The organism is Jatrophihabitans sp. sgz311053 (assembly GCF_056135305.1).
Genome location: NZ_JBWAXP010000001.1, coordinates 1,124,086 through 1,147,619, shown reverse-complemented (window position 1 = coordinate 1,147,619; position 23,534 = coordinate 1,124,086). Strand labels below are relative to the sequence as shown.

The 23,534-nt window shown below is 69.5% G+C and carries 39 protein-coding genes and 1 pseudogene; 9 read left to right on the top strand and 31 right to left on the bottom strand.

What is annotated here, in order from left to right; genetic code table 11:
* Nucleotides 1-46: 46 nt before the first annotated feature.
* From truA to AC0NZQ_RS05220, 9 genes are all read right to left on the bottom strand, one after another.
* Nucleotides 47-856 (bottom strand): tRNA pseudouridine(38-40) synthase TruA, encoded by an 810-nt coding sequence (gene truA / locus AC0NZQ_RS05260; RefSeq protein ID WP_474529427.1) that lies wholly within the window; start codon nt 854-856, stop codon nt 47-49.
* Nucleotides 857-859: 3 nt separating this feature from the next.
* Complete coding sequence (gene rplQ, locus AC0NZQ_RS05255; protein WP_474528593.1) at nt 860-1,558, bottom strand: 50S ribosomal protein L17; 699 nt, start codon at nt 1,556-1,558, stop codon at nt 860-862.
* Nucleotides 1,559-1,632: 74 nt separating this feature from the next.
* Complete coding sequence (locus tag AC0NZQ_RS05250) at nt 1,633-2,658, bottom strand: DNA-directed RNA polymerase subunit alpha (RefSeq protein ID WP_474528592.1); 1,026 nt, start codon at nt 2,656-2,658, stop codon at nt 1,633-1,635.
* 96 nt (nt 2,659-2,754) lie between these two features.
* Entirely contained in the window at nt 2,755-3,360 is a 606-nt protein-coding gene (gene rpsD / locus AC0NZQ_RS05245; protein ID WP_474528591.1) for a 30S ribosomal protein S4, read from the bottom strand.
* Between the two features lie 14 nt (nt 3,361-3,374).
* Nucleotides 3,375-3,779 (bottom strand): 30S ribosomal protein S11, encoded by a 405-nt coding sequence (gene rpsK, locus AC0NZQ_RS05240; RefSeq protein WP_474528590.1) that lies wholly within the window; start codon nt 3,777-3,779, stop codon nt 3,375-3,377.
* Nucleotides 3,779-4,159 carry a 30S ribosomal protein S13 gene (rpsM, locus tag AC0NZQ_RS05235; protein ID WP_474528589.1) on the bottom strand — a complete coding sequence of 127 codons (381 nt, stop codon included), beginning with the start codon at nt 4,157-4,159 and terminating at the stop codon, nt 3,779-3,781. Before rpsM ends, rpsK begins: the two co-directional genes overlap by 1 nt.
* 173 nt (nt 4,160-4,332) lie before the next feature.
* Entirely contained in the window at nt 4,333-4,446 is a 114-nt protein-coding gene (rpmJ, locus tag AC0NZQ_RS05230) for a 50S ribosomal protein L36 (RefSeq protein WP_061960951.1), read from the bottom strand.
* A gap of 34 nt (nt 4,447-4,480) precedes the next feature.
* A complete protein-coding gene (gene infA / locus AC0NZQ_RS05225; protein ID WP_460606780.1) occupies nt 4,481-4,702 on the bottom strand; it encodes a translation initiation factor IF-1 in 222 nt (73 codons plus the stop codon).
* A 142-nt stretch (nt 4,703-4,844) separates the two neighbouring features.
* Nucleotides 4,845-5,147, bottom strand: coding sequence for a helix-turn-helix domain-containing protein (locus AC0NZQ_RS05220; protein ID WP_474528588.1), 303 nt, complete (start codon nt 5,145-5,147; stop codon nt 4,845-4,847).
* A gap of 177 nt (nt 5,148-5,324) precedes the next feature.
* Between AC0NZQ_RS05220 and AC0NZQ_RS05215 the strand changes: the two genes are divergently transcribed.
* The 9 genes from AC0NZQ_RS05215 to AC0NZQ_RS05175 all read left to right on the top strand — a co-directional run bounded on the left by AC0NZQ_RS05215 (nt 5,325) and on the right by AC0NZQ_RS05175 (nt 11,859).
* Entirely contained in the window at nt 5,325-5,804 is a 480-nt protein-coding gene (locus tag AC0NZQ_RS05215) for a hypothetical protein (protein ID WP_474528587.1), read from the top strand.
* A 93-nt stretch (nt 5,805-5,897) separates the two neighbouring features.
* Complete coding sequence (locus tag AC0NZQ_RS05210; protein ID WP_474528586.1) at nt 5,898-6,368, top strand: ImmA/IrrE family metallo-endopeptidase; 471 nt, start codon at nt 5,898-5,900, stop codon at nt 6,366-6,368.
* A gap of 108 nt (nt 6,369-6,476) precedes the next feature.
* Complete coding sequence (locus AC0NZQ_RS05205; protein ID WP_474528584.1) at nt 6,477-6,623, top strand: hypothetical protein; 147 nt, start codon at nt 6,477-6,479, stop codon at nt 6,621-6,623.
* Nucleotides 6,624-6,633: 10 nt separating this feature from the next.
* On the top strand, nt 6,634-7,527 hold the full coding sequence (locus AC0NZQ_RS05200; protein ID WP_474528583.1) for a TOMM precursor leader peptide-binding protein: 894 nt from the start codon (nt 6,634-6,636) through the stop codon (nt 7,525-7,527).
* Nucleotides 7,517-8,806: a YcaO-like family protein gene (locus AC0NZQ_RS05195; RefSeq protein WP_474528581.1), complete on the top strand. Its 1,290-nt coding sequence runs from the start codon at nt 7,517-7,519 to the stop codon at nt 8,804-8,806. The genes AC0NZQ_RS05200 and AC0NZQ_RS05195 overlap by 11 nt, the downstream gene beginning before the upstream one ends.
* A gap of 5 nt (nt 8,807-8,811) precedes the next feature.
* A complete protein-coding gene (locus tag AC0NZQ_RS05190) occupies nt 8,812-9,666 on the top strand; it encodes a SagB/ThcOx family dehydrogenase (protein WP_474528580.1) in 855 nt (284 codons plus the stop codon).
* Nucleotides 9,667-9,698: 32 nt separating this feature from the next.
* Entirely contained in the window at nt 9,699-10,187 is a 489-nt protein-coding gene (locus tag AC0NZQ_RS05185) for a CPBP family glutamic-type intramembrane protease (protein WP_474528579.1), read from the top strand.
* On the top strand, nt 10,184-11,122 hold the full coding sequence (locus tag AC0NZQ_RS05180) for an ATP-binding cassette domain-containing protein (protein WP_474528577.1): 939 nt from the start codon (nt 10,184-10,186) through the stop codon (nt 11,120-11,122). The genes AC0NZQ_RS05185 and AC0NZQ_RS05180 overlap by 4 nt, the downstream gene beginning before the upstream one ends.
* Complete coding sequence (locus AC0NZQ_RS05175; RefSeq protein WP_474528576.1) at nt 11,119-11,859, top strand: ABC transporter permease; 741 nt, start codon at nt 11,119-11,121, stop codon at nt 11,857-11,859. Before AC0NZQ_RS05180 ends, AC0NZQ_RS05175 begins: the two co-directional genes overlap by 4 nt.
* Nucleotides 11,860-11,870: 11 nt before the next feature.
* On the opposite strand, the gene map is transcribed toward AC0NZQ_RS05175, so the two are convergent.
* From map to rplD, 22 genes and pseudogenes are all read right to left on the bottom strand, one after another.
* Nucleotides 11,871-12,695, bottom strand: a complete 825-nt coding sequence (map, locus tag AC0NZQ_RS05170; protein WP_474528575.1) for a type I methionyl aminopeptidase — start codon at nt 12,693-12,695, stop codon at nt 11,871-11,873.
* 1 nt (nt 12,696) lies between these two features.
* Nucleotides 12,697-13,350: an adenylate kinase gene (locus tag AC0NZQ_RS05165; RefSeq protein ID WP_474528574.1), complete on the bottom strand. Its 654-nt coding sequence runs from the start codon at nt 13,348-13,350 to the stop codon at nt 12,697-12,699.
* Nucleotides 13,347-14,657 carry a preprotein translocase subunit SecY gene (gene secY, locus AC0NZQ_RS05160; RefSeq protein ID WP_474528573.1) on the bottom strand — a complete coding sequence of 437 codons (1,311 nt, stop codon included), beginning with the start codon at nt 14,655-14,657 and terminating at the stop codon, nt 13,347-13,349. Before secY ends, AC0NZQ_RS05165 begins: the two co-directional genes overlap by 4 nt.
* A 196-nt stretch (nt 14,658-14,853) precedes the next feature.
* Complete coding sequence (gene rplO / locus AC0NZQ_RS05155; RefSeq protein ID WP_474528572.1) at nt 14,854-15,300, bottom strand: 50S ribosomal protein L15; 447 nt, start codon at nt 15,298-15,300, stop codon at nt 14,854-14,856.
* Between the two features lies 1 nt (nt 15,301).
* On the bottom strand, nt 15,302-15,487 hold the full coding sequence (gene rpmD / locus AC0NZQ_RS05150) for a 50S ribosomal protein L30 (protein WP_474528571.1): 186 nt from the start codon (nt 15,485-15,487) through the stop codon (nt 15,302-15,304).
* Nucleotides 15,488-15,491: 4 nt separating this feature from the next.
* On the bottom strand, nt 15,492-16,124 hold the full coding sequence (gene rpsE, locus AC0NZQ_RS05145; protein ID WP_474528569.1) for a 30S ribosomal protein S5: 633 nt from the start codon (nt 16,122-16,124) through the stop codon (nt 15,492-15,494).
* Between the two features lies 1 nt (nt 16,125).
* The gene (gene rplR, locus AC0NZQ_RS05140; RefSeq protein WP_474528568.1) at nt 16,126-16,515 is read right to left on the bottom strand and encodes a 50S ribosomal protein L18; all 390 of its coding nucleotides are present in this window, start codon (nt 16,513-16,515) and stop codon (nt 16,126-16,128) included.
* Nucleotides 16,515-17,057 carry a 50S ribosomal protein L6 gene (gene rplF / locus AC0NZQ_RS05135; protein ID WP_474528566.1) on the bottom strand — a complete coding sequence of 181 codons (543 nt, stop codon included), beginning with the start codon at nt 17,055-17,057 and terminating at the stop codon, nt 16,515-16,517. The genes rplR and rplF overlap by 1 nt, the downstream gene beginning before the upstream one ends.
* A gap of 13 nt (nt 17,058-17,070) precedes the next feature.
* Entirely contained in the window at nt 17,071-17,478 is a 408-nt protein-coding gene (gene rpsH, locus AC0NZQ_RS05130) for a 30S ribosomal protein S8 (RefSeq protein ID WP_474528565.1), read from the bottom strand.
* Nucleotides 17,479-17,544: 66 nt separating this feature from the next.
* A complete protein-coding gene (locus AC0NZQ_RS05125; protein WP_474528564.1) occupies nt 17,545-17,730 on the bottom strand; it encodes a type Z 30S ribosomal protein S14 in 186 nt (61 codons plus the stop codon).
* Nucleotide 17,731: 1 nt separating this feature from the next.
* Entirely contained in the window at nt 17,732-18,298 is a 567-nt protein-coding gene (rplE, locus tag AC0NZQ_RS05120; RefSeq protein WP_474528563.1) for a 50S ribosomal protein L5, read from the bottom strand.
* Entirely contained in the window at nt 18,298-18,615 is a 318-nt protein-coding gene (gene rplX, locus AC0NZQ_RS05115) for a 50S ribosomal protein L24 (RefSeq protein ID WP_474528562.1), read from the bottom strand. Before rplX ends, rplE begins: the two co-directional genes overlap by 1 nt.
* Nucleotides 18,616-18,617: 2 nt before the next feature.
* On the bottom strand, nt 18,618-18,986 hold the full coding sequence (gene rplN / locus AC0NZQ_RS05110; protein WP_073387636.1) for a 50S ribosomal protein L14: 369 nt from the start codon (nt 18,984-18,986) through the stop codon (nt 18,618-18,620).
* A 77-nt stretch (nt 18,987-19,063) separates the two neighbouring features.
* Entirely contained in the window at nt 19,064-19,348 is a 285-nt protein-coding gene (gene rpsQ / locus AC0NZQ_RS05105) for a 30S ribosomal protein S17 (RefSeq protein ID WP_474528561.1), read from the bottom strand.
* Nucleotides 19,345-19,584 (bottom strand): 50S ribosomal protein L29, encoded by a 240-nt coding sequence (rpmC, locus tag AC0NZQ_RS05100; protein ID WP_474529426.1) that lies wholly within the window; start codon nt 19,582-19,584, stop codon nt 19,345-19,347. The genes rpsQ and rpmC overlap by 4 nt, the downstream gene beginning before the upstream one ends.
* Complete coding sequence (gene rplP / locus AC0NZQ_RS05095; RefSeq protein WP_073387647.1) at nt 19,584-20,000, bottom strand: 50S ribosomal protein L16; 417 nt, start codon at nt 19,998-20,000, stop codon at nt 19,584-19,586. The genes rpmC and rplP overlap by 1 nt, the downstream gene beginning before the upstream one ends.
* A gap of 173 nt (nt 20,001-20,173) precedes the next feature.
* Nucleotides 20,174-20,992: pseudogene (gene rpsC, locus AC0NZQ_RS05090) on the bottom strand (30S ribosomal protein S3); the annotation flags it as partial.
* On the bottom strand, nt 20,992-21,381 hold the full coding sequence (rplV, locus tag AC0NZQ_RS05085) for a 50S ribosomal protein L22 (RefSeq protein WP_474528560.1): 390 nt from the start codon (nt 21,379-21,381) through the stop codon (nt 20,992-20,994). The gene rplV and the pseudogene rpsC, both read right to left, overlap by 1 nt.
* A gap of 24 nt (nt 21,382-21,405) precedes the next feature.
* On the bottom strand, nt 21,406-21,687 hold the full coding sequence (rpsS, locus tag AC0NZQ_RS05080; protein WP_474528559.1) for a 30S ribosomal protein S19: 282 nt from the start codon (nt 21,685-21,687) through the stop codon (nt 21,406-21,408).
* Between the two features lie 5 nt (nt 21,688-21,692).
* Nucleotides 21,693-22,526 (bottom strand): 50S ribosomal protein L2, encoded by an 834-nt coding sequence (gene rplB, locus AC0NZQ_RS05075; RefSeq protein ID WP_474528558.1) that lies wholly within the window; start codon nt 22,524-22,526, stop codon nt 21,693-21,695.
* A gap of 8 nt (nt 22,527-22,534) precedes the next feature.
* Entirely contained in the window at nt 22,535-22,828 is a 294-nt protein-coding gene (rplW, locus tag AC0NZQ_RS05070) for a 50S ribosomal protein L23 (RefSeq protein WP_474528557.1), read from the bottom strand.
* Nucleotides 22,828-23,532 carry a 50S ribosomal protein L4 gene (rplD, locus tag AC0NZQ_RS05065; protein WP_474528555.1) on the bottom strand — a complete coding sequence of 235 codons (705 nt, stop codon included), beginning with the start codon at nt 23,530-23,532 and terminating at the stop codon, nt 22,828-22,830. The genes rplW and rplD overlap by 1 nt, the downstream gene beginning before the upstream one ends.
* Between the last annotated feature and the right edge of the window lie 2 nt (nt 23,533-23,534).

Genomic DNA, 23,534 nt, shown 5'->3' with positions numbered 1-23,534 from the left:
CCGACACGCCGAACATGACGGCAGGTGAGTCCACGATCGGCGGCGGTCAGTCCCGGCGCGCCCTCGCCTGCTCGGCGCGGGCGGCGAGCTCGTGGTCGGCGGGATAGCCAACCTCGACCAGCGTCAGCCCGTGCGCAGGGGCGACGGTGACGTCGTTGGCCCGCTGCCCCAGCGTCAGCAGCGAGGCCGGCCACTCGACGGGGCGTCGCCCCTCCCCCACCGCGACGAGCGCCCCCATCAGCGAGCGGACCATCGAATGGCAGAAGGCGTCGGCGACGAGGGTGGCCACGATCCGGCCGTCGCGCCGGGCGACATCGAAGGAGAGCAGGGTCCGCGTCGTGGTGGCGCCCTCGCGGCGCTTGCAGAACGCCGCGAAGTCGTTGAGGCCGACCAGCCCTGCTGCCGCCCGGGCCATCGCCTCGACGTCCAGCGGGCGGGGCCAGGCCACGACGTGACCGCGCTGCAACGGCGGCGCGCCGGCCGGATCGTCGGTGAGGTGGTACTCGTAGCGCCGCCACAGCGCGCCGAAGCGGGCATCGAACGCCGCCGGCACCGTCCGGACCGCTGTCACCCGGACGTCAGCAGGCAGGGCGCGGTTCAGCCGCCGCGCGTCCGGGAGCAGCGGCAGGTCGGCGTGAACCACCTGCCCTGTGGCATGGACGCCGGCATCGGTGCGGCCGGCGACGGTGAGCGCCACCGACGGCAGCCGCAGCACGGTGGCGAGGACCTCCTCGAGGACCCCCTGCACGGTGCGCCGCTCCGGCTGACGGGCCCAGCCGGAGAAATCCGAGCCGTCGTAAGAGACGTCGAGGCGGACCCGCCGGAGCGGGCCCGCCTCGATCGTGCTGTCGTGCAGGAGTTACTTCTTGTCGTCGGCCGCGCCGGTGCCCTCGGCGTTGTCGGCATCGGAGGACGCGTCCTCGGCGTTGGCCTCCTGGCCACCGGCCTCCGGCTCGCCACCCAGCGTCTCCTCCTGGGCCTCCGCCGCCTCCTCGGCCTCCTCGCCGGAGAGCCCGATGGCGGCCAGACCCTCGTCGGAGTCGTCCGCGTCGTCGTCGCGAGCGTCCTCGGCAGCGACCGCGGCCGCGGTGGCCGACTCAGCCTTCGCGTCCTCGGCGATCTCCTTGGTGCGTCCGGTCGGCGCCTTCGACGGCGCGGTCTTGGTGCCCCGCGCCTTCTCCGCCTCGGCGACGATCGACTTGAGCTCCTCGACGAGCTCGATGACGGCCATCGGCGCGTTGTCGCCCTTACGCGGGTTGGTCTTGATGATCCGCGTGTAGCCACCGGGGCGGTTGGCCATCTTCGGCCCGATCTCGGCGAAGAGCTTGTGCACGACGTCCTTGTCCCGGACGACCGTCATGACCTGACGGCGGGCGTGCAGATCGCCGCGCTTGGCGAAGGTGATCAGCCGCTCGGCCAGCGGACGGAGCCGCTTGGCCTTGGCCTCGGTGGTGGTGATGCGATCGTGCTCGAACAGCTGGGTGGCCAGGTTGGCCAGCAGCAGCCGCTCGTGAGCCGGACCGCCGCCGAGGCGGGGACCCTTGGTGGGCGTGGGCATATGGTGAGCCTTTCTCTGCGACCGGGCGCCGTGTCAGGTACGCCGGCCGTCGGGTGATGGGTGGTGAGAGCTGGTTAGAGCTGCTCGGTCTCGGCGAAGTCCTGGTCCTCGGTGAAGTCGTCGTCACCGTAGGACTCGACCGAACTCGGCAGCGCGAATCCGGGCGGGCTGTCCTTGAGCGCCAGGCCCAGGCCGTGGAGCTTGACCTTGACCTCGTCGATGGACTTCGAGCCGAAGTTGCGGATGTCGAGCAGGTCGGCCTCGCTGCGTCCCACGAGCTCACCCACGGTGTGGATGCCCTCGCGCTTGAGGCAGTTGTAGGACCGGACGGTCAGGTCGAGGTCCTCGATCGGCATCGAGAAGGCGGCCAGGTCGGCGACCTCGGTCGGCGAGGGGCCGACGTCGATGCCCTCGGCCTCGTCGTTGAGCTCCTTGAAGAGCCCGAAGAGCTCGACGAGGGTGTGACCGGCCGAGGCGACGGCGTCGCGGGGGCTGATCGAGCTCTTGGTCTCGACGTCGACCACGAGGCGGTCGAAGTCGGTGCGCTGCTCGACACGGGTGGCCTCGACGTTGTAGGTCACCTTGAGCACCGGCGAGTAGATCGAGTCGACCGGGATGCGGCCGATCTCCTGGCCGGGCTGCTTGTTCTGCGTGGCGGTGACGTAACCGCGGCCCCGCTCGACGACCAGCTCGATCTCGAGCCGGCCCTTCTTGTTGATGGTGGCGATGTGCAGGTCCGGGTTGTGGACCGTGACACCGGCCGGCGGCGCGATGTCGGCGGCCGTGACGGCGCCGGGGCCCTGCTTGCGCAGGTACATGACGACCGGCTCGTCGCTCTCGGAGCTGACGACCAGCTCCTTGAGGTTCAGGATGATGTCGGTGACATCCTCCTTGACGCCCTCGACGGTCGTGAACTCGTGCAGCACGCCGTCGATGCGGATGCTGGTGACGGCCGCGCCGGGGATGGACGAGAGCAGGGTGCGCCGCAGCGAGTTGCCGAGCGTGTAGCCGAAGCCCGGCTCCAGGGGCTCGATGACAAACTTGGAGCGGCTCTCCGAGATGGATTCCTCGCTGAGCGAGGGGCGCTGAGAGATCAGCACAGGGTTTCTCCTTGGGTTCGTGGACGACCGCTATATGACGTCCGACGGGGGTGGTGCACCGTCCGGGCCGTGCGAGACGGCCCGGACGGGTCAGGCCTACTTCGAGTAGAGCTCGACGATCAGCTGCTCCTGCAGCGGGATGTCGATCTGCGCACGCACCGGCAGCGAGTGGACGAGCACCCGCAGCGTGTTCGGCACGACCTGCAGCCACGCGGGAACCGGGCGCTCGCCCTGGGTCTCGCGGGCGATGAGGAACGGCGTGGTCTCCAGCGACTTGGGCTTCACGTCGATGATGTCGTACGGCGTGACGCGGAAGCTGGGGATGTCGACCTTCTGGCCGTTGACCAGGAAGTGGCCGTGGCTGACCAGCTGCCGGGCCTGACGGCGGGTGCGGGCAAGGCCGGCGCGGTAGACGACGTTGTCCAGCCGCGACTCCAGGATCTGCAGCAGGTTGTCACCCGTCTTGCCCTGGCCGCGGTTGGCCTCCTCGTAGTAACGGCGAAACTGCTTCTCCAGCACGCCGTAGCTGTACTTCGCCTTCTGCTTCTCCTGCAGCTGCAGCAGGTACTCGCTCTGCTTGATGCGCGAGCGGCCGTGCTGGCCGGGCGGGTACGGGCGACGCTCAAAGCTGGCGTCACCGCCGACCAGGTCGACGTTGAGCCGGCGCGAGATACGCGTGGCGGGTCCGGTGTAACGAGCCATGATTCAGTCTCCCCTCAGACCCGACGGCGCTTCGGCGGACGGCAGCCGTTGTGCGGCTGCGGCGTGACGTCGGCGATGTTGCCGACCTCGAGGCCGGCGGCGGTCAGCGAGCGGATCGCCGTCTCGCGACCCGAACCCGGGCCCTTGACGAAGACGTCGACCTTCTTGACGCCGTGCTCCTGGGCCTTGCGGGCGGCGTTCTCGGCGGCCATCTGCGCCGCGAACGGCGTGGACTTGCGCGAGCCCTTGAACCCGACGTGCCCCGCCGAGGCCCAGCTCAGGACGTTGCCCTGCGGGTCGGTGATCGAGACGATCGTGTTGTTGAACGTGGACTTGATGTGGGCCTGGCCGAAGGTGACGTTCTTCTTCTCCTTGCGGCGGACCTTCTTGGCTGCGCCCTTGCGCGCGGGACCCGGCATTACTTCTTACCTGCCTTCTTCTTGCCCGCGATGGTCTTCTTCGGACCCTTGCGCGTGCGGGCGTTCGTCTTGGTGCGCTGACCGTGGACGGGCAGGCCGCGACGGTGCCGCAGCCCCTCGTAGCAGCCGATCTCGACCTTGCGGCGGATGTCGGCGGCGACCTCGCGACGGAGGTCACCCTCGACGCGGTAGTTCGCGTCGATGTGGTCGCGCAGCTTGACGATGTCGGCCTCGACGAGGTCGCGGACGCGGACGTCCGGGCTCACGCCGGTCGCCTCGAGCGTCTCCTTCGCGCGGGTACGGCCCATGCCGTAGATGTAGGTGAGTGCGATCTCCAGCCGCTTCTCGCGGGGGAGGTCCACGCCGGAAAGACGTGCCATACGGGCGGTGCTCCTGATTCTGTTGTGTCGAAGGTGTCGGTGCGCGTCCGTCCCACACCCGCCCGGGTGAGGGCTCCGGCCTTCGTCCGGAGGTGGTAGCCGTTCGGAGGAACGACGACAGGTACGCGCGTGAGACCGGGTCGGATGACCCTGTCAACTGCGATCGGCAGGTACTAGCCCTGCCGCTGCTTGTGACGCAGGTTGTCGCAGATGACCATGACGCGGCCGTTACGACGGATGACCTTGCACTTGTCGCAGATCGGCTTGACGCTCGGCTTGACCTTCACGGTCGTGGCCCCTTCTTGCTCGTGAAGCGGTGGACTACTTGTAGCGGTAGACGATGCGGCCGCGGGTCAGGTCGTAGGGCGAGAGCTCCACGACGACCCGGTCCTCGGGAAGGATGCGGATGTAGTGCTGCCGCATCTTGCCGCTGATGTGGGCGAGCACCTTGTGGCCGTTGGTCAGTTCCACACGGAACATCGCGTTCGGCAACGGCTCGACCACGCGACCTTCGACCTCGATGGCGCCTTCCTTCTTGGCCATGACCTCCGCTTTTCGTCTGCTGCTCGGTACTGCGGGCAGGCGGGAATCCGCCGCTCGATGCTGCTCGGCGCGTCGTAGGGACCCGTCCTCCCTCCGCGGCCACAGCGGAGAACGGGAGGACGGCGTGCGCCAACGTTGCAGTCTACCGAGTACGTGGCCCAGTCTCCAAAACGCGGTCCGGGACCGGCTCGATCGGACTGAAGAAGAGTCCGGGAGGGCAGCCCAGCGCCCGCTCCAGCGCCTCCGCGGTGGCGCTCGAACACCGGCGTCGCCGACCGCTGAGCAGGTGGTTCAGCGTGGCATGACCGACGCCCGCAGCCGCGGCGAGCTGCCGCTGCGACAGGCCGAGCAGGCGCACGTAGGCACGCAGTGCCTGCACGTCACGCACCTGCATCTGCACCGAGACCGCCCCCTCCGTAGCGAAATCGGGGCGAATGTAGCGCACACGTCTGTCATTTCGTCCGACATCATCCACAGCTCGAGTCTGACGCCTGCGCGGTGGCTGCGCAGCCCGTTCTCGACACCAGGCAAAGCGGCACCTTCGTGGCGATAGTGTCTGCACCGTGGCTGCAATGTTGTCGAGGCTCGAGTCGACGCCGGCCGACGCACCGGGCGCGGTCTCGTGAGCGCGCTCTCCGATCTGCTCACGGCCGCGAACACCCGCGGCCTCTCGGCACGATCGGTCTCCCGCGAGGCGCAGCTGCGCGGGCACACGCTGAACCACGACACCGCAGCTCGCTACCTGCGTGGCGCCCACGGCGTCCCTGACGAGGCGACGCTGCGTGCCTTCGCCGACGTCTTCGAGGTGCCGATGACGCGGCTGCGCGCCGCGGCGGACCTGCCGTCCGAGCTGGTCGAGCCGTACGAGCCGCCGCCGGAGTCGAGCCGACTCACCCGCAGGCAGCGGCGCGCCGTGGACGAGATCATCCGGGCCATGCTCGATCCGGCTCCGTCGCGCCGACAGGCGGCGCGACGCGGTGAGCCCGACCGGCCCACGACGGAGTCACCGTCCACCGAGACCGCGCCGGCCGAGCAGGCAACGCGCTCCGACGCGGACCCGAGCCCGTCGTCCGAGAACCCGCCCGGCAGCCGCAACGCCTGAGTCCCAGACGTCCACCGCTCTCGTCCACAGGCTTTTCCACAACCAGCCACGGCCGCGCTCACTCTCGTCGGACCCCCTCGCAAGGGTCGGCACATGCCCCCTTCCGCGCACCCTGAGTTGTCCTACGACCCGTGGCAGGACCTCGCGACGAACTGGCCCGAGGTCACCGTCCACATCAGTCCGCTACCCGGCGACCTGCTCGGCCTCGTCCGCTACCCGGTCATCGTGCTGCGCGCCGGCTCCACGGCCTCCCAGCGCCGGTGCACGCTCGCCCACGAGATCGTGCACCTCGAGCGCGGCGTGCTGCCCTGGGACGAGTGGCCCTCGTCGGCCCACCGCGCCCGAGAAGAACTCCAGGTCGAGCGCATCGCCGCATCGCGCCTCATACCGCTGCACGACCTTGCCCGCGCCGCCCGCGAGCTGGGGCCGGGCGCCTCGTCTACTGCCCTGGCCCGGGCCCTGGAGGTCGATCGCCAGCTGCTCGCCGCCCGCCTGGAGTCCCTGACCTCCGACGAACGCCGGGCGATCGAAGTGGCGGCGAGCGATGACTTCGCCGCCGCGTGACATCGAATATCCACAAGCCCGCTTTAGCGCACTTGACACCCAAATCGGGCATCTGCATTCTTTTCCTGTCCGAAGATGTCGGACGTCGTATCAGAAAGGAGACAGCGAATGCGTTCATCCCGTTCCGAGGTCGCCGAAGTCGGCGACGCTCGCGTCATCGTCTCGATCCAGGACGGCAAGCTCCTGCCCACCGCCGACACCGGCGCCTGCTGCTCGTGCTCCTGCTCGTGCAGCAGCTCGAGCCGGCCGCGGTAGGGGCGGACCCATGCTGCTGCCCGGTGCACGATTGGTGGAGACACCAGACGCGCTGCACGTCTACACCGGCCGTCGGCTGGTGAGCTTCGAGGTGACCGAAGACGCCACGCGGGTAGCGCTGCGGCGGGCGTGCACCGGGCAGCGTCACGAGACCGACGACGACGGCGACCGCGACGCGTGGGCCCTGCTCGACCGCCTCGGGCTCGTCGCGCCCGCCGGAGGAGTGACCCCGCCCGGCGGGATCGCGGCGGAGTACTCCGCCACGGTCTCCTACGGACCGCCCGACCTACCTGCCATCGGCGAACGCCTCTCCGACTCGACGGTCTATGTGCTCGCCGCCGACGAGGCGCCCGTGACGATGCTGCGCGAATCCGGCCTGCGGTGCGTTCGACTCGACGACGTCGGGGCGATCGACGACCTGGACGCCGAACGTTCCGTCGTCCTGGCCGTCGACCGCGACGACGAGCCCGGCACCCTCCTCGCGCTGGTCAATCTCTTTACGCTCGACACCGGCGTCCCCTGGCTGCCCATCACGGCCTATGACGGCGCCGCCGTCCGGGTCGGGCCGTTGATCCTGCCGGGGACCACTGCCTGCTACGCCTGCCTGTTGCGGCGGCTCGCTGCCAACAGCTCGTACGCCGACATGTATTCGTTGCTCGCCGGCACGCCGGCAGCGCCGACCCCGCAGGCACTGCGGTCCTGGTCCTACAGCACCGCGAGCCTGGTGCTGCTGCACTGGCTCGGCAATCGCAACGAACAGCTCCCCGGCCAGCTCTTCACGCTCGATCCGGCGCTGCTGCAGGTGCGACGCGCCAGGGTCTTCCGCGTCCCGCGCTGCGGCGTCTGCGCACCCCCGGACCACGTCCTGACCGCCGCGCCCTGGGAGCCCGCCCGTGACTACTGAACACCGCTCCCCCCGGCCGCGGCCGGCCTTCACCGGGGCCACCGCGATCCTTCCCCCGGTGGGCGTCCTCGCCGACGGTCATCCGCACGACGCGGTGGTCTCCGAGGATGTGGGGCTGGTGCACGCGGCGACGCCGGGGGTCACTCGCTGGGACCATCCCCGACTCGCACCGGCATTCACCGTCCTCGCCGACACGCTCCCGATCTTCGGTGACTCCCTCGACGCGCGGCCCGGCGGTCTCGCCGCCGATCCGGCCGCGGCCCGGCACGCCGCGATCGGCGAAGCGGTGGAGCGTTACTCCGCACTGCACGTCCCCCTCACACGGGTCCGCCGCGCTCGCGTCGACGAGCTCTCCGGACCGGTCGCCGAGCCGGAGTGGCTGGCCGGGAGCAGCGAGCGACCTGCCGTCCACTGGATCGAGGGCGTCGCTCTCCGACCCGGCCTGACCGCGCGGCGCGCCAGCGTCGCAGCCAGCCGCGCCCTGCTCACTAACCTCGACCGGCGCGCACCGCTCCTCCCGCCGACCTCGTCGGGGTTGGCGAGCCACACCGATCCGTGGCGAGCACTCGGCAGCGGTCTCACCGAGCTCGTCGAGCGGGACGCGTTCATGCGCACGTGGCTGTCCCGCTCCGCGCCGGTTCCGCTCGAGACCGCCCTGCAGTGGCGAGAGGACGACGGCCGCAGGGTGCACTTCGATCGCGCCGTCGAGACCTACCGGCTCTTCGCGGTGGAGTCGGTTGTGGGCATCCCGGTCGTCCTCGCCGTTGCGTGGGGCGCTGCGGGCCAGCCGGCGGTCGCGGTGGGGGCGGCCGCGGCCCTCGATCTTGCTCGCGCCTGCCGTCGCGCACTCGTCGAGTGCTTCCAGACCTTTCACTGGGCACTGCACCTGCGGGCCGAGGGCAGAGCCATCCCGGCTGATCCCACTGCACTGCACGACTTCGACGACCACGTGACCTACTACCTCGACCCGTCACGGCGCCGAGCCTTCGACTTCCTGCTCGACACCGACCGCCCCGCCCGCTCCGTGGACCTCGACGCTCCCGCCCCGGAATCGTCACCGGCCGATCGCGTCCGCACCCTCGTCCGGCGCATCGACGACGCCGGGCTGATGGCCTTCGCCGTGGACGTCACCGCTCCCGACGTGCGGGAGGCTGGCCTCTGGGTGATCCGCGCCGCGGTCCCGGGCCTGTACCCGCTCCACCCCGGCACCCTGACCCGGTTGGCTCGCCCGCTGCTCGGCGACATTGAGCTCAACCCCGACCCCCACCCGTTCCCGTGACAGCCATGCCATTCGACCGGCCGGGTTCGCCGGTGGTGCCGCGCTTCGAGGCGTCGAGCCGCGACTACGCCCGCGATCCGCGCGGACCGCTCTCCGATCCCGACGAGGAGTCGAGCGACTGGGCCGAGGAATACCACGAGGCGAGCAAGATGCACGCCGCATTCCCCTCGGCGGCGCTGGGTCCCGGCGGACAGGAGCTCGTCACCTCACCCACCGCCCGGCTGGCCTTGGGACGCAAGGCCTTGGCCTTCACCGGGCCGACGACGGCGCTGCCACCACCGGCCGAGATCGTGACGGACCTGGTCTCGCTGTCCCGGGATCGCCGTAGCGGCCTGCCCGAGGAGTGCGGCGAGGTCTCGCTCAAACAGCTGTCGACACTCCTCGCCTGCAGCGCGGCGACGATTCCGGGGCGGCCGGATCAGCGGGTCAATCCCTCCGCGGGCGCGCTGTACCCGCTCGATCTCGTCGTGGTGGCGCATGCCGTGCCGGGGCTCGCGCCGGGCGCGTACCTGTACGAGCCGGTGACGCATGCGCTCCTGCCGCGGCTCGACGTCGATCCTCGCCGCTTCCACCTCGACGCCGGGGAGAATCTCTTCATCCCGCCGCTTCCGGCGGTGACCATCGCGGTCGTGGCGACGTTCGCACGGAGCCGGACGAAGTACGGCCTTCGCGGATACCGATTCGCGCTCCTCGAGGCGGGGCACGTCGCCCACGCTGCCCTGCTCGGCGCGACCGCCATGGGTATGGCGACCCAGCCCTGGGGTGGCTTCATCGACGACGCGGTGCATCGGCACCTAGAGCTCGACGGCCTCGACAGGGCGTGTCTGTACCTGGTCGCGTTCTCCGGCGGTGCCGGGTGACGCCATCTGCCCCTCGCCTCGCTCCGCGGCTGATGGCAGCCGTCGTCCTGCTCGCCGGTCACCGGCGCGTGGCGGCTCGGTTCGAGACCGGCCGGTGCCGCCGGCCCGCCATGACGGCCGGCCTGCTGCTCGCCACCGCCGCACCCGCGGTTGCGGTTGCTCGCGTCAGTCCCAGGGCGCAGTGGTGGTGGCCAACCTCCGGCATCGGCACGGCGTGGCTGCTGGGCTGGATCTCTGCCGGCGTGGTGGTGGAGGAGGTGCTCTGGCGCGGTCCACTGCTCGTCGCACGCCGTGGACCGCTGCGGTGGGTCGCCGCCGCGGCCAGCGCCGCCGGGTTCAGCGCCCTCCACCTCCGCCGCGACGGTGCCACGTCAGCCGCGGTCCACGTGCCGAACACCCTCGGCTGGACGGCGGCGACACTGCTGACCGGCCAGCTCGGTCCCGCCGCCGCGGCCCACACCGCGTACAACATCGCAGCCCACGGCTTGCGCGCTCGCCAGACGCAGGAGGTTCGGTCATGACGGACGATCTGATCGAGGTCGTCGGTGTCACCAAGGCGCTGGCCGGACGCATTATCCTCGACGACATCAGTTTCAGCTGTCCGGCGGGGGCGGTCACCGCACTGCTCGGTCCCAACGGCGCCGGCAAGAGCACGACGGTCGGCCTGGTGTGCGGTACCCGTCGGATCGACTCGGGCAGCGTCGTCGTCGCCGGCGAACCAGCCGGCAGTGCAGCCGCCCGCTCGCTCGTCGCGCTCGCGCCGCAGGAGATCGGCTTTCCGCCCGCGCTCGGCGTCGACACGTGTCTCGCCCTGGTGCGCGGACAGCGACGGACGAGCCGCTATTCGGGCGAGGACGCCGACATCCTCGACCGGCTCGGGGTCGCCGGCCTCGCAGGTCGACGGATTGGCGGGCTGAGCGGGGGGCAGCGTCGCCGGCTTGCCCTCGCGCTGGCGCTGCTGGCCGCCCCACCGGTGCTGGTGCTCGACGAGGCGACGACCAACCTCGACGAGCAGTACCGGGCGCGGACCTGGGAGCTGCTGCGAGAGCACGGCGCTCGGGGCGGCTGCGTCCTGGTCACCAGTCACATCCTCGCCGACATCGACCGCCACGCCGACCGCGTAGTGACCCTCGCCGACGGACACGTCACCTTCGCCGGTGGCCTGGACGAGGTGCGCGGGCGCCTCGGTGGGTACAGCGTGGAGCTCGCGGTGCCCCCGGCCGAGCGTGCGGCGAGCATCGAGTTGACGGCTGCGCGATCCGAGGTCGAGCCACTGCCGGCGCCGCCGGGGCGGCTGCGGTGGCACACCCACGATCCCGCCGGTCTTGTCGCGGCGCTGCAGACGGCGGGCCTGACCATCAGCGAGCTTGTAGTGGGTCCGGTACCGCTGGCCGACGTCCTGGAATTCAGCGGAGACGAGGTCGCTGCCGGCGTCGGGGAGGAGCAAGGCCGATGAGGTGGGTGCTGCTGAATGCGCGGACGCAGTGGGACGAGCTCATCCACCTGCCCGCGGTGACGGTGCCGTCCCTGGCGCTGCCCTTGGTCACGTACGTGATCTTCGGTGCGCCGACGGTGAACGGCTCATCGGCGATCGCGGCCGGGACCCTGGTCGGCTACGGCGCCTTCGCCTTGCTGGGCATCGTCATGTTCCAGTTCGGGGTCGGCATCGCCGTCGAACGCGAGTCGGCGTGGGAGCGCTTCCTGCGGACGCTGCCTTCCGGGGCAGGTCATCGCTTCGGCGCGCGGCTGCTGGTGGCCGCCGGCTTCGGCGTGGGGGCGCTCCTGCCGCTCTGTGTCTGCGCGTCGCTGCTCACGCCGGTCTCGCTCGACCTGGCCACCTGGATGCGGGTGGGCGTGAGCCTGCTGGTGGGGTCGATTCCCCTCGGCCTGCTGGGGTTGATGCTCGGGTACCTGCTCTCCGAACGCGGCGCGGTGCCGGTCACCAACCTGCTCTACCTCCCGCTCTCCTACGCCGGCGGACTCTTCGGCACGCCGCCGCAGTCGCTCCCCTCGGTCGTCGCCTCGGTGTCGCCCTGGCTGCCCACCCGGCAGTGGTCGGACCTGCTCACCGAATGGGGGCTGCGCAACTCCTGGCCGAGCCATCAGGTGCTCGCCCTCGCCTGCTACACCGTCCTCTTCGCGGTCTTGGCCGCGGTCGGCTACCGGCGGGACGAACACCGGCAGTACCGGTGAAGGTCGTCGGCTCAGGCGGCAGCGGCAGAGAGCTGCACACCCCGCGCGGCCAGCTCGGCCCGGCCGCCGTCGAGCGCGGTGAGCACCCACGGTCCGTCGTCGAGCAGGGCGACGGTGTGCTCCCAGTGGGCGGCGTACGAGCCGTCGACGGTCGTGACGGTCCAGCCGTCCTCGAGCTCCCGGGCCTCCGGGTCGCCGAGAGTCACCATCGGCTCGATGGCGAGCGCCATACCCGGCACCAGCTTGGGACCCCGGCCGGCCTTGCCGTAGTTCAAGACGTGCGGCTCCATGTGCATCTCGGAGCCGATGCCGTGGCCGCCGTAATTGGCGACGATGCCGTACGGCCCCGCCTGCCGGATCGACGTCTCCACCGCGTGCGAGATGTCGGTCAGCCGGCCACCGGCGCGGACGGCGGCGATGCCGTCCCACATGGAGGCCTCGCAGACCTGCGACAGCCGCGCGACATCAGCAGCGACCTCACCCACGGCCACGGACATCGCCGAGTCACCGTGCCAGCCGTCCACGATGGCGCCGAAGTCGATCGAGATGAGGTCACCGTCGGCCAGCTTCTCCTGCGACGACGGGATGCCGTGGACGATGCGGTCGTTCACCGACGCGCAGATCACGGCGGGGAAGCCGTGGTAGTTCAGGAAGGACGGCGTCGCGCCGGCCTCCCGCAGCACGCCGCGCGCGATCTCGTCCAGGTCGGCGGTCGAGACACCGGGCGCCGCCGCCTCGCGCATGGCCGCCAGACCCCGCGCGACGACGAGACCGGCCTCGCGCATGATCGCGATCTGCTCCGGCGTCTTGATCTGGATCCGCTCGGTTCTGCGCATGTCAGCCCGCGTACGGCGTGAGTGCGGCGATGGCCCGCTCGGTGATGTCCTCCACTGCGCCCAGGGCGTCGATGGACTCCAGCAGGCCGCGCTCGCGATAGAAGTCGATCAGCGGCGCCGTCTGCTGGGCGTAGACATCGAGGCGGTGGCGGACCGTCTCGGGCTTGTCGTCGTCCCGCTGGTACAGCTCGCCGCCGCAGCGGTCGCAGACGTTCGGCGTGCTCGGCGCGTCGTACTCCAGATGCCAGACGTGGCCGCACTGCTTGCAGGTGCGTCGGCCGGAGAGCCGGCGAACAACCTCCTCGAAGTCGACCTCCAGATCGAGCACCACCGACAGCGGCGAACCGATCGCGTCGAGGATGTCGGTGAGGACGCCGGCCTGGGCGACATTGCGCGGGAAGCCGTCGAGCAGGAAGCCCTCGGCGGCGTCGGGCTCGGCGAGCCGGTCCTTCACCATCGCGTTGGTGACCTCGTCGGGGACCAGGTCGCCGGCATCCATGTACTTCTTGGCCTGGCGGCCGAGCTCGGTCCCGCCGGAGACATTGGCGCGGAAGATGTCGCCGGTCGAGATCTTGGGGATGCCGAAGTGCTGGGCGATGAATTCGGCCTGCGTGCCCTTACCCGCGCCCGGTGGGCCGACGAGCACCAGCCTCAACGGAGGAAGCCTTCGTAGTTGCGCTGCATGAGTTGGCTCTCGATCTGCTTCACCGTGTCCAGACCCACGCCCACCATGATCAGCACCGCGGTCCCGCCGAAGGGGAAGTTCTGGTTGTTACCGCTGGTGAGGTTGAAGAAGAAGCTCGGCAGGACGGCGATGAAGCCCAGATACAGCGACCCCGGGAAGGTCAGCCGGGACAGGACGAACTGCAGGTACTCGGCCGTGGGACGTCCCGGTCGAATACCCGGGATGAAGCCGCCGTACTTCTTCATGTCGTCGGCCCGCTCGACGGGGTCGAAGGTGATGCCGACGTAGAAGTAGGCGAAGAAGATGATCAGCAGGAAGTACACCGTCAGGTAGATGGGGTCCGTCTGCGTCAGCAGGTGCTGGTTGACCCATCGGGCGAATCCGGTGTTGGAGTTGCTGCTCGTGAGCTGGCTGATCAGCTGCGGGATGTACAGCAGCGACGAGGCGAAGATGACCGGGATGATGCCGGCCTGGTTCACCTTCAGCGGCAGATAGGTCGAGGTGCCGCCGTACTGGCGTCGGCCGACCATCCGTTTCGCGTACTGCACCGGGATCCGCCGTTGCGCCTGCTCGACGAAGACCACGGCCACGATGATGGCCAGCCCCAGGGCCAGGATCAGGGTGAAGATGAAGCCGCCGGCGTTCTGCAGGATGACGCGACCCTCGGACGGGATGCGCGCAGCGATGGAGGTGAACATCAGCACGGACATGCCGTTGCCGACACCCCGGTCGGTGATGAGCTCGCCCAGCCACATGATGACGGCGGTACCGGCGGTCATCGTGATGACCATGGTCGCCAGCGTCCACACGTCCTGCTTGTAGAGGATGTTCTGGCTGCAGCCCTGGAAGAGCTGCCCCGAGCGGGCGAGGGCGATGAAGCCCGTGGACTGCAGGATGGCCAGGCCGATGGTGAGGTACCGGCTGTACTGGGTCAGCTTGTTCTGACCCGACTGGCCTTCCTTCTTCAGCTGCTCGAAGCGCGGGATGACCACGACGAGCAGCTGGATGATGATGCTCGCGGTGATGTACGGCATGATGCCGAGCGCGAAGACGGCGAGCTTGAGCAGCGCGCCACCGGAGAAGAGATTGATCAGCGAGTAGACGTCACGGTTCTGCCCGGCCTCGGCGGCGTTGAGGCAGGCGTTGATCGCCGAGGTGTTGGTGTTCGGCGTCGGGATCGACGCACCCAACCGGTACAGCGCGATCAGGGCGAGCGTGAAGAGGATCTTCTTCCGCAGATCAGGCGTGCGGAAGGCCGATGCGAACGCCCTGAGCACTGGTCCTCCTGCTGGACTGCTGTCGTGGGTTCGGGCCCTCGTTCCGGCCGGCACCGTGACGGTGCACGGCCCGGCTGGGCCCGCGGAACACCGGGAGGCTCCCGGCGAACCGCCTCACTCTATGCGTTCGCGCGCCGGGGCGCTGCGGCCGGGACCGTGACGGTCGGCGGCTGCGGCACTCCGGCGCGCGGGACGGCTAGTGGGCGGTGACGCTACCGCCGGCGGCGGTGATCTTCTCGCGGGCGGAACCGGAGAAGGCGTCGGCGGTGACATCGAGCTTGACGGTCAGCTCGCCGTTGCCGAGGACCTTGACCGGCTCGCCCTTGCGGACGGCGCCCTTGGCGACGAGCTCGTCGACACCGACGGTGCCGCCCTCGGGGAAGAGCGAGGCGAGCTGGGCCACGTTGACGACCTGGAAGGCCACCTTGTTGCGCGGCTTGAAGCCCTTCAGCTTCGGCAGCCGCATGTGGATCGGCGTCGCGCCACCCTCGAAACCGAACGGCACCTGGTAGCGCGCGCCCGTGCCCTTGGTACCGCGGCCGGCCGTCTTGCCCTTCGAGCCCTCACCACGACCCACACGGGTCTTCTTGGTGTGCGAGCCCGGTGCCGGCTTCAGGTGGTGAACCTTGAGCGTGCCAGCCATGTCAGTCGACCTCCTCGACCGTCACGAGGTGAGTGACGGTGTTGACCATGCCGCGGATCTCGGGCCGGTCCTCCTTGACGACGGTGTCGTGCATCCGCTTGAGACCCAGCGACCGCAGCGTGTCCTTCTGGTTCTGCTTGTAGCCGATGCCCGACTTCGTCTGCGTGATCTTGAGCTGCTTGGCCATGACGTCAGACTCCCTGGCCGGCGCGCGCACGCAGCATGCCTGCGGGGGCGACGTCCTCGAGCGGCAGGCCACGGCGGGCCGCCACCTCTTCGGGACGCACCAGGCCCTTCAGGGCGGTGATGGTGGCGTGCACGATGTTGATCGGGTTGTCCGAGCCGAGCGACTTGGAGAGCACGTCGTGGATGCCCGCGCACTCGAGGACCGCGCGCACCGGACCACCGGCGATGACGCCGGTACCGGGGCTGGCGGGCTTGAGCAGCACGACGCCGGCCGCGGCCTCGCCCTGGATCGGGTGCGGGATCGTCGACTGGATCCGCGGGACCTTGAAGAAGTTCTTCTTGGCCTCCTCGACACCCTTGGCGATGGCGGCCGGAACCTCCTTGGCCTTGCCGTAGCCGACACCCACGGTGCCGTCGCCGTCGCCGACGATCACCAGCGCGGTGAAGCTGAAGCGCCGACCGCCCTTGACGACCTTGGCGACGCGGTTGATGGTTACGACACGCTCGAGGTGCGTGCTCTTCTCCGGGGCGTTGCCGCCACGGCCGCCGTCACGACGGTCACGCCGGTCGCCACGACCGCCGCCGCCCTGCTCGTTGCCGCCGGGTCCACCGGTACGGCCACGCTGAGGTCCGGGCATGTCAGAACTCCAATCCAGCGTCACGGGCGGCGTCGGCGAAGGCCGCGATCCGCCCGGTGTAGGTGTTGCCGCCACGGTCGAAGACGACCTTGGTCACGCCGGCCGCCTTGGCCGCCTCGGCGAGGGTCGTGCCCAGGGCCTTGGCCTGCGCGGTCTTGTCGCCGTCGGTGGCCTTGAAGGTCGAGGCCGAGGCGAGCGTGACGCCCTTGGCATCGTCGACGACCTGCACGAAGAGGTGTCGCGCCGAGCGGGTCACGATGAGGCGGGGACGCTCGGCGGTGCCGACGACCTTCTTCCGCAGCCGGAAGTGGCGCCGCGAACGGGCCGCCCGGCGCTTGGCCGAGATGTTGGCCGAGCTGCGGGCCTGACGGGTGATGGTGGATGCAGCCATTACTTCTTTCCTGCCTTACCGGCCTTGCGGCGGATGACCTCGCCCGCGTAACGGACGCCCTTGCCCTTGTACGGGTCGGGCTTGCGCAGCTTGCGGATCTTGGCGGCGACCTCGCCGACCTGCTGCTTGTCGATGCCCTCGACGCTGAAGCGGGTCGGGGCCTCGACGCGGAACGTGATGCCCTCGGGCGCCTTGACCGCGACCGGGTGCGAGTAGCCGAGCGCGAACTCGAGGTCACTGCCCTTGGCGGTGACGCGGTAACCGGTACCGGTGATCTCGAGCTTCTTGACGTAGCCCTCGGTCACACCGACCACCATGTTGGCGATCAGGGTGCGCGACAGGCCGTGCAGCGCCTTCGACTCACGCTCGTCGTTGGGGCGGTCGACGACGATGGTGCCGTCCTCGCCCTTGCTGACGGTGATGGGCGTGGCCACGGTGTGGCTCAGGGTGCCCTTGGGCCCCTTCACGGTGACGTCCTGGCCGGCGACGGTGACATCGACGCCTGACGGCACGGCGACGGGAAGCCGTCCGATTCGACTCATTGGAAGCTCTCCCTTACCAGACGTAGGCGAGGACTTCGCCGCCCACGCCACGCTTCGCGGCCTGCTTGTCGGTCAGCAGGCCGGACGACGTCGAGATGATCGCGGTACCCAGGCCACCGAGTACGCGCGGCAGTCCGGTGGACTTGGCGTACACCCGCAGGCCGGGCTTGGACACGCGCCGGACACCGGCGATGCTGCGCTCACGGTTCGGGCCGTACTTCAGCTCGAGCGTGAGGACACGGCCCACCTGGCCCTCCGGGGCCTCGGTGATCTTGAAGCCGGCGATGTAGCCCTCCTGCTTCAGGATCTCGGCGATGTGCCCCTTGAGCTTGGAGTGCGGCATGTCGACGGTGTCGTGGTAGGCCGTGTTGCCGTTGCGGACGCGCGTCAGCATGTCCGCGATGGGGTCGGTCATGGTCATGATGTGTTCTTCTTTCTCGCCCTGGTTCCCCGCCGGATCATCGGCCGGGCCTGTGGCGAAGGAGGATTACCAGGAGGACTTGGTGACGCCGGGGAGCTCGCCCGCGTGGGCCATCTCGCGCAGGCAGATACGGCAGAGGCCGAACTTGCGGTAGACCGAGTGCGCGCGCCCGCAGCGCTGGCAACGGGTGTAGCCGCGCACGGCGAACTTGGGCTTGGCAGCCGCCTTCTGCTTCAGAGCGGTCTTGGCCATGTCAGTTCTCCTTGAACGGGAAGCCGAGCGCCCGCAGCAGGGCGCGTCCCTCGTCGTCGTTGGTGGCGGTGGTGACCACGGTGATGTCCATGCCACGCTGCCGGTCGATCGAGTCGGGGTCGATCTCGTGGAACATCGACTGCTCGGTCAGGCCGAAGGTGTAGTTGCCGTTGCCGTCGAACTGACGGTCGGACAGGCCGCGGAAGTCGCGGATGCGGGGCAGCGCCAGCGAGAGCAGGCGGTCCAGGAACTCCCACATCCGGTCGCCGCGCAGGGTGACCTTCGCGCCGATCGGCATGCCCTCACGCAGCTTGAACTGCGCGATGGACTTGCGGGCGCGCTGCACCAGCGGCTTCTGACCGGTGATGAGGGTCAGGTCGCGGACGGCTCCGTCCATGAGCTTGCTGTCCTTGGCCGCCTGGCCGACACCCATGTTGACGACGATCTTCGTCAGGCCGGGGACCTGCATCGGATTGGCGAAGGAGAACTCCTTCGTCAGCGCCGGGACGATCTCGTCGCGGTAACGCGTCTTGAGGCGAGGCGTGGGGACCTCGGTAGCCGCGGTCATCAGATGTCCTTCCCGGAGCGGCGGGACACGCGCACGTTGCGGCCGCTCTCCTCGTCACGCCGGTAGCCGACGCGGGTGGCCTTGCCCTCGCCGTCGATCACCATGACGTTGCTGGCGCTGATCGGGGCCTCGATGTGCTCGATGCCGCCGGCCTTCGCACCGCGGTTCGTCTGGGAGACGCGAGTGTGCTTGGTGACGCGGTTGACGCCCTCGACGATGACCTTGTTGGTCTCGGGGTTGGCCGCGATGACCTTGCCCTTCACGCCGCGGTCCTTGCCCGCGATGACGACGACCTCGTCGCCCTTCTTTACCTTCATGACTACAGCACCTCGGGAGCGAGAGAAATGATCTTCATGAACCGCTTGTCGCGCAGCTCGCGGCCCACCGGGCCGAAGATGCGGGTGCCGCGGGGCTCGCCGTCGGTCTTGATGAGGACGGCGGCGTTCTCGTCGAAGCGGATGTAGCTGCCGTCCGGACGCCGGCGCTCCTTGACGGTGCGGACGATGACCGCCTTGACGACGTCACCCTTCTTCACACCGGCGCCGGGCAGCGCGTCCTTGACCGTGGCGACGATGATGTCGCCGATGCCGGCGTAGCGACGTCCCGAGCCGCCCATCACCCGGATGCACAAGATCTCCTTGGCTCCGGTGTTGTCGGCGACCCGAAGTCGCGACTCCTGCTGAATCACTGCTTACTCCTGAGAGATAGGACCTGTTCCCCTGCACGGGGACGGTTTCACTGTGGTGCGGCGGTGCCGTGCTGCGCTTACTTGGCCTTCTCGAGGACCTCGACGACGCGCCAGCGCTTGGTGGCCGAGAGCGGCTTGGTCTCCATCAGCCGCACGCGGTCGCCGATGCCGACCTCGTTGGACTCGTCGTGAGCCTTGATCTTGTTGGTGCGACGCAGCACCTTGCCGTAGAGGGGGTGCTTGACGCGGTCCTCGACCTCGACGACGACGGTCTTGTCCATCTTGTCGCTGACGACGAGACCCTCACGGATCTTGCGATAGTTGCGGCCGTGCTCGCTGGCCGTCTCGGTTGCCTCGGTCATGACGCGGTCACACCCTCGCTCGGGGCGACCGACAGGCCGAGCTCACGCTCGCGCAAGATCGTGTAGATCCGTGCGATGTCGTGCTTCACGGTGCGCAGTCGCCGGTTGTTGTCCAGCTGCCCGGTCGCCATCTGGAAGCGCAGGTTGAACAGCTCTTCCTTGGACTCCCGCAGCCGGGTGGCGAGCTCGTCGTCGTTGAGCTCGCGCAGTTCGTTGGTAGTGGTCGACACGGGGATCAGACCTCGCCCTCTCGCGTCACGATCCGGCACTTCATCGGCAGCTTGTGAATGGCGCGGGTCAGCGCCTCACGGGCCACCTTCTCGTTCGGGAAGGAGAGCTCGAAGAGCACGCGACCCGGCTTGACGTTGGCGATCCACCACTCCGGCGAGCCCTTCCCGGAACCCATGCGGGTCTCGGCGGGCTTCTTGGTGAGCGGACGGTCGGGGTAGATGTTGATCCACACCTTGCCGCCACGACGGATGTGCCGGTTGATCGCGATACGCGCCGACTCGATCTGCCGGTTGGTCACGTACGCCGGCTCCAGGGCCTGCACACCGTACTCACCGAAGGCCACCTGCGTGCCGCCGCTGGCCATGCCACGGCGGGTGGGGTGGTGCTGCTTGCGGTGCTTGACTCGACGGGGAATGAGCATGATCAGCTCTCCGTGTTCTCTGCGGCCTCGGCCGGAGCGGCCTCGGTCGCGGGGGCGGACTCGCCGTCGGGCTGCGGCGCCTGCGCCACGATGCCCTCGGCACCAGCGGTGTCGGCGACGGCCTCGGAGGTGACCGGGGCAGTCGTGGGCTCGGTCGTGACCGTGGGCTCGACGGCCTCGGTCGCGGTCTCGGCGGGGGCGGTCGCGACCGAACCCTCACCGGAGGCGGCGCGGCCGGCGTCGGTGCTGACACCCGTCGTGCCCTGCGAGCCGGAGCGGCGCGGACGGCCGCCACCCGCGGGCCGGTCGCGACGCTGGCGCAGCGCCTCGGCGGCGACCGCGGCCTCGCGCTCGCTGCGCGAACCGGTCGGGACCTCGCCCTTGTAGATCCACACCTTGACGCCGATACGGCCAAAGGTGGTCTTGGCCTCGTAGAAGCCGTAGTCGATGTTCGCGCGCAGCGTGTGCAGCGGCACGCGACCCTCGCGGTAGAACTCCGAGCGCGACATCTCGGCGCCACCGAGGCGGCCACCGCACTGCACCCGGATGCCCTTGACGCCCGGAGCCTTGAGGGTCGACTGCATCGACTTGCGCATCGCGCGGCGGAAGCTCACGCGGTTGGAGAGCTGCTCGGCCACGCCCTGGGCCACGAGCTGAGCATCGCTCTCGGGGTTCTTCACCTCGAGGATGTTGAGCTGCACCTGCTTGCCGGTGAGCTTCTCCAGCTCGCCGCGGATGCGATCGGCCTCGGCGCCACGGCGGCCGATGACGATGCCCGGACGCGCCGTGTGGATGTCCACGCGGACGCGGTCGCGGGTGCGCTCGATCTCGACCTTGGCGATGCCGGCGCGCTCCATGCCCGTCGACATCAGCTTGCGGATCTTGACGTCTTCGGCGACGTACTCCGCGTACTGCTTGTCGGCGAACCAGCGGCTCTTGAAGTCGGTGGTGATACCGAGGCGGAAGCCGTTCGGGTTGATCTTCTGACCCATTACTGGCCCCGTCCCTTCTTGGTCGTCGGCCGGTCGATGCTCTCGACCTCGATGGTGATGTGGCTCGTGCGCTTGCGGATGCGGTACGCCCGGCCCTGGGCACGCGGCCGGAACCGCTTCATCGTCGGGCCCTCGTCGACGTAGGCCCGCGAGATGATCAGCGTCTCGGGGTCGAGGTCGAAGTTGTTCTCGGCGTTGGCGATCGCGCTGGCGAGCACCTTGGCCACCGGCTCCGCCGCGGCCTGGGGCTGGAACTTCAGCTCCGCCAGGGCCTGCTGCGCGGGCCGGTTGCGGATGAGGTCGATGACGCGACGCGCCTTCATCGGCGTGACGCGCACGTGCGAGGCCTTGGCGTAGGCGCCGCGGACCTCGGTGTCTGGCTCAGTCATGTCCTGTCTCCGTGTTCAGCCGGCTCAGCCGCGCCGTGCGCGACGGTCGTCCTTGACGTGCCCCTTGAAGGTGCGCGTCGGGGCGAACTCGCCCAGCTTGTGCCCGACCATGCCCTCGGTGACGAAGACCGGGACGTGCTTGCGGCCGTCGTGCACGGCGATCGTGTGCCCGAGCATGTCGGGGATGATCGTCGAGCGCCGCGACCAGGTCTTGATCACGTTCTTGGTGTTCTTGTCGTTCTGTGCGTCCACCTTCTTGAGCAGGTGGTCGTCGACGAACGGGCCCTTCTTCAGGCTGCGTGGCATCGGTCTTACCTCTTCTTGTTCGTACGACGACGGCGGACGATCATCTGGTCGCTGGCCTTGCGGCGACGGGTGCGGCCCTCGGGGCGTCCGTTCGGGTTCACCGGGTGGCGACCACCGGACGTCTTGCCCTCACCACCGCCGTGCGGGTGGTCCACCGGGTTCATCGCGACACCGCGGACGGTGGGGCGCTTGCCCTTCCACCGCATGCGGCCGGCCTTGCCCCAGTTGATGTTGCTCTGCTCGGCGTTGCCGACCTCGCCGACGGTGGCGCGGCAGCGCACGTCGACGTTGCGGATCTCACCGGAGGGCATGCGCAGCTGGGCGTACGCACCCTCCTTGGCCACCAGCTGCACGCTGGCACCGGCGGAGCGGGCGATCTTCGCGCCGCCACCGGGCCGCAGCTCGATGGCGTGGACCACGGTGCCGACCGGGATGTTGCGCAGCGGTAGGGCGTTGCCCGGCTTGATGTCCGCGCCCGGACCGTTCTCGATGTTGTCGCCCTGCTTGAGCAGCCGCGGCGCGAGGATGTAGCGCTTCTCGCCGTCGGCGTAGTGCAGCAGCGCGATGCGCGCGGTGCGGTTCGGGTCGTACTCGATGTGCGCGACCTTCGCCGGCACGCCGTCCTTGTCGTGACGACGGAAGTCGATCACGCGGTAGGCGCGCTTGTGACCGCCACCCTGGTGACGCGTCGTGACCTTGCCCGAGTTGTTGCGGCCGCCCTTGTTGTGCAGCGGGCGGACCAGCGACTTCTCCGGGTGGTCGCGGGTGACCTCGGCGAAGTCGGCGACGGACGAGCCACGCCGGCCCGGCGTCGTCGGCTTGTACTTACGGATAGCCATAGCTCAACTCAGCCAATCTGTCCGAACACGTCGATGCGGTCGCCCGCACGCAGGGTGACCACGGCGCGCTTGACGCTCTTGCGAGTGCCGTAGCCGAAGCGGGTGCGCTTGCGCTTGCCCTGCCGGTTGAGGGTGTTGACGTCGGTGACCTTGACGCCGAACACCTTCTCGACCGCGATCTTGATCTGGGTCTTGTTCGCCTGCGGGTGCACGTCGAACGTGTACTTGTTGTCGTCGAGCAGGCTGTAGCTCTTCTCCGAGATGACCGGAGCGAGCAACACGTCGCGAGGATCGTCGAACATCAGTCGTCATCACCCTTCGAGACGGAGACCGTCTCGGACTCGGTCGCCGACGCGGTGGCCGACTTGCCCTTGGCCGGTCCGGCGATGAACTCGTCGAGCGCCGCCTTGGTGAAGACCAGGTCGTCGCTGACGAGGACGTCGTACGTATTGAGCTGCGTCGGCTCGAGCAGGTGCACCGTCTCGACGTTGCGCAGGCTCTTCCAGGTCAGCTCGTCGGTGCGCTGCGCGACCACGAGGACGTGGCGCGAGGTGCTGACCGACTTGAGCGCCTCGGCCGCGGCCTTGGTGGAGGGCAGCTCGCCACCCACCAGCGCGGAGACGACGAAGACGCGGTCGTTGCGGGCCCGGTCGGAGAGGGCACCGCGCAGGGCGGCTGCCTTCATCTTCTTGGGCGTGCGCTGCACGTAGCTGCGCGGCACCGGGCCGTGCACGGTGCCACCGCCGGCGAACTGCGGCGCGCGGGTCGAGCCCTGACGGGCGCGGCCGGTGCCCTTCTGGCGGTACGGCTTCTTGCCGCCACCGCGGACCTCGCCACGCGTCTTGGTCTTGTGCGTGCCCTGGCGCGCCGCAGCGAGCTGGGCCACGACGACCTGGTGGATCAGCGCGACGTTGGTCTCGACGTCGAAGATCTCGGCAGGCAGCTCGACGGTGTCGCCGCTGGCGCCGCCGTCGGTCGGGTTCTGGATCGTGAGGGAGAGCGTCATCG

Excerpts from the sequence above, each read along its gene's own strand:
- rplD (WP_474528555.1), bottom strand. The coding sequence starts at position 23,532 with ATGACGCTCTCCCTCACGATCCAGAACCCGACCGACGGCGGCGCCAGC.
- infA (WP_460606780.1), bottom strand. The coding sequence starts at position 4,702 with ATGGCCAAGAAGGAAGGCGCCATCGAGGTCGAAGGTCGCGTGGTCGAG.
- map (WP_474528575.1), bottom strand. The coding sequence starts at position 12,695 with ATGCGCAGAACCGAGCGGATCCAGATCAAGACGCCGGAGCAGATCGCG.
- rpsQ (WP_474528561.1), bottom strand. The coding sequence starts at position 19,348 with ATGACCGAGGCAACCGAGACGGCCAGCGAGCACGGCCGCAACTATCGC.
- AC0NZQ_RS05180 (WP_474528577.1), top strand. The coding sequence starts at position 10,184 with ATGACGGACGATCTGATCGAGGTCGTCGGTGTCACCAAGGCGCTGGCC.
- AC0NZQ_RS05200 (WP_474528583.1), top strand. The coding sequence starts at position 6,634 with ATGCTGCTGCCCGGTGCACGATTGGTGGAGACACCAGACGCGCTGCAC.
- rplE (WP_474528563.1), bottom strand. The coding sequence starts at position 18,298 with ATGACCGCGGCTACCGAGGTCCCCACGCCTCGCCTCAAGACGCGTTAC.
- rpsM (WP_474528589.1), bottom strand. The coding sequence starts at position 4,159 with ATGGCACGTCTTTCCGGCGTGGACCTCCCCCGCGAGAAGCGGCTGGAG.
- rplQ (WP_474528593.1), bottom strand. The coding sequence starts at position 1,558 with ATGCCCACGCCCACCAAGGGTCCCCGCCTCGGCGGCGGTCCGGCTCAC.
- rpsE (WP_474528569.1), bottom strand. The coding sequence starts at position 16,124 with ATGCCCGGACCTCAGCGTGGCCGTACCGGTGGACCCGGCGGCAACGAG.
- AC0NZQ_RS05125 (WP_474528564.1), bottom strand. The coding sequence starts at position 17,730 with ATGGCCAAGACCGCTCTGAAGCAGAAGGCGGCTGCCAAGCCCAAGTTC.
- rplP (WP_073387647.1), bottom strand. The coding sequence starts at position 20,000 with ATGCTCATTCCCCGTCGAGTCAAGCACCGCAAGCAGCACCACCCCACC.
- rplV (WP_474528560.1), bottom strand. The coding sequence starts at position 21,381 with ATGACTGAGCCAGACACCGAGGTCCGCGGCGCCTACGCCAAGGCCTCG.
- AC0NZQ_RS05185 (WP_474528579.1), top strand. The coding sequence starts at position 9,699 with ATGGCAGCCGTCGTCCTGCTCGCCGGTCACCGGCGCGTGGCGGCTCGG.
- rpmD (WP_474528571.1), bottom strand. The coding sequence starts at position 15,487 with ATGGCCAAGCAGCTCAAGATCACGCAGACGAAGTCGGGCATCGGCTAC.
- rplX (WP_474528562.1), bottom strand. The coding sequence starts at position 18,615 with ATGAAGGTAAAGAAGGGCGACGAGGTCGTCGTCATCGCGGGCAAGGAC.
- AC0NZQ_RS05175 (WP_474528576.1), top strand. The coding sequence starts at position 11,119 with ATGAGGTGGGTGCTGCTGAATGCGCGGACGCAGTGGGACGAGCTCATC.
- rpsS (WP_474528559.1), bottom strand. The coding sequence starts at position 21,687 with ATGCCACGCAGCCTGAAGAAGGGCCCGTTCGTCGACGACCACCTGCTC.
- rpsK (WP_474528590.1), bottom strand. The coding sequence starts at position 3,779 with ATGCCGGGTCCCGCGCGCAAGGGCGCAGCCAAGAAGGTCCGCCGCAAG.
- AC0NZQ_RS05190 (WP_474528580.1), top strand. The coding sequence starts at position 8,812 with ATGCCATTCGACCGGCCGGGTTCGCCGGTGGTGCCGCGCTTCGAGGCG.
- AC0NZQ_RS05205 (WP_474528584.1), top strand. The coding sequence starts at position 6,477 with ATGCGTTCATCCCGTTCCGAGGTCGCCGAAGTCGGCGACGCTCGCGTC.
- rplR (WP_474528568.1), bottom strand. The coding sequence starts at position 16,515 with ATGGCTGCATCCACCATCACCCGTCAGGCCCGCAGCTCGGCCAACATC.
- rpsD (WP_474528591.1), bottom strand. The coding sequence starts at position 3,360 with ATGGCTCGTTACACCGGACCCGCCACGCGTATCTCGCGCCGGCTCAAC.
- AC0NZQ_RS05210 (WP_474528586.1), top strand. The coding sequence starts at position 5,898 with ATGCCCCCTTCCGCGCACCCTGAGTTGTCCTACGACCCGTGGCAGGAC.
- rpsH (WP_474528565.1), bottom strand. The coding sequence starts at position 17,478 with ATGACCATGACCGACCCCATCGCGGACATGCTGACGCGCGTCCGCAAC.
- rplF (WP_474528566.1), bottom strand. The coding sequence starts at position 17,057 with ATGAGTCGAATCGGACGGCTTCCCGTCGCCGTGCCGTCAGGCGTCGAT.
- rplO (WP_474528572.1), bottom strand. The coding sequence starts at position 15,300 with ATGGCTGGCACGCTCAAGGTTCACCACCTGAAGCCGGCACCGGGCTCG.
- rplW (WP_474528557.1), bottom strand. The coding sequence starts at position 22,828 with ATGTTCGACGATCCTCGCGACGTGTTGCTCGCTCCGGTCATCTCGGAG.
- rplB (WP_474528558.1), bottom strand. The coding sequence starts at position 22,526 with ATGGCTATCCGTAAGTACAAGCCGACGACGCCGGGCCGGCGTGGCTCG.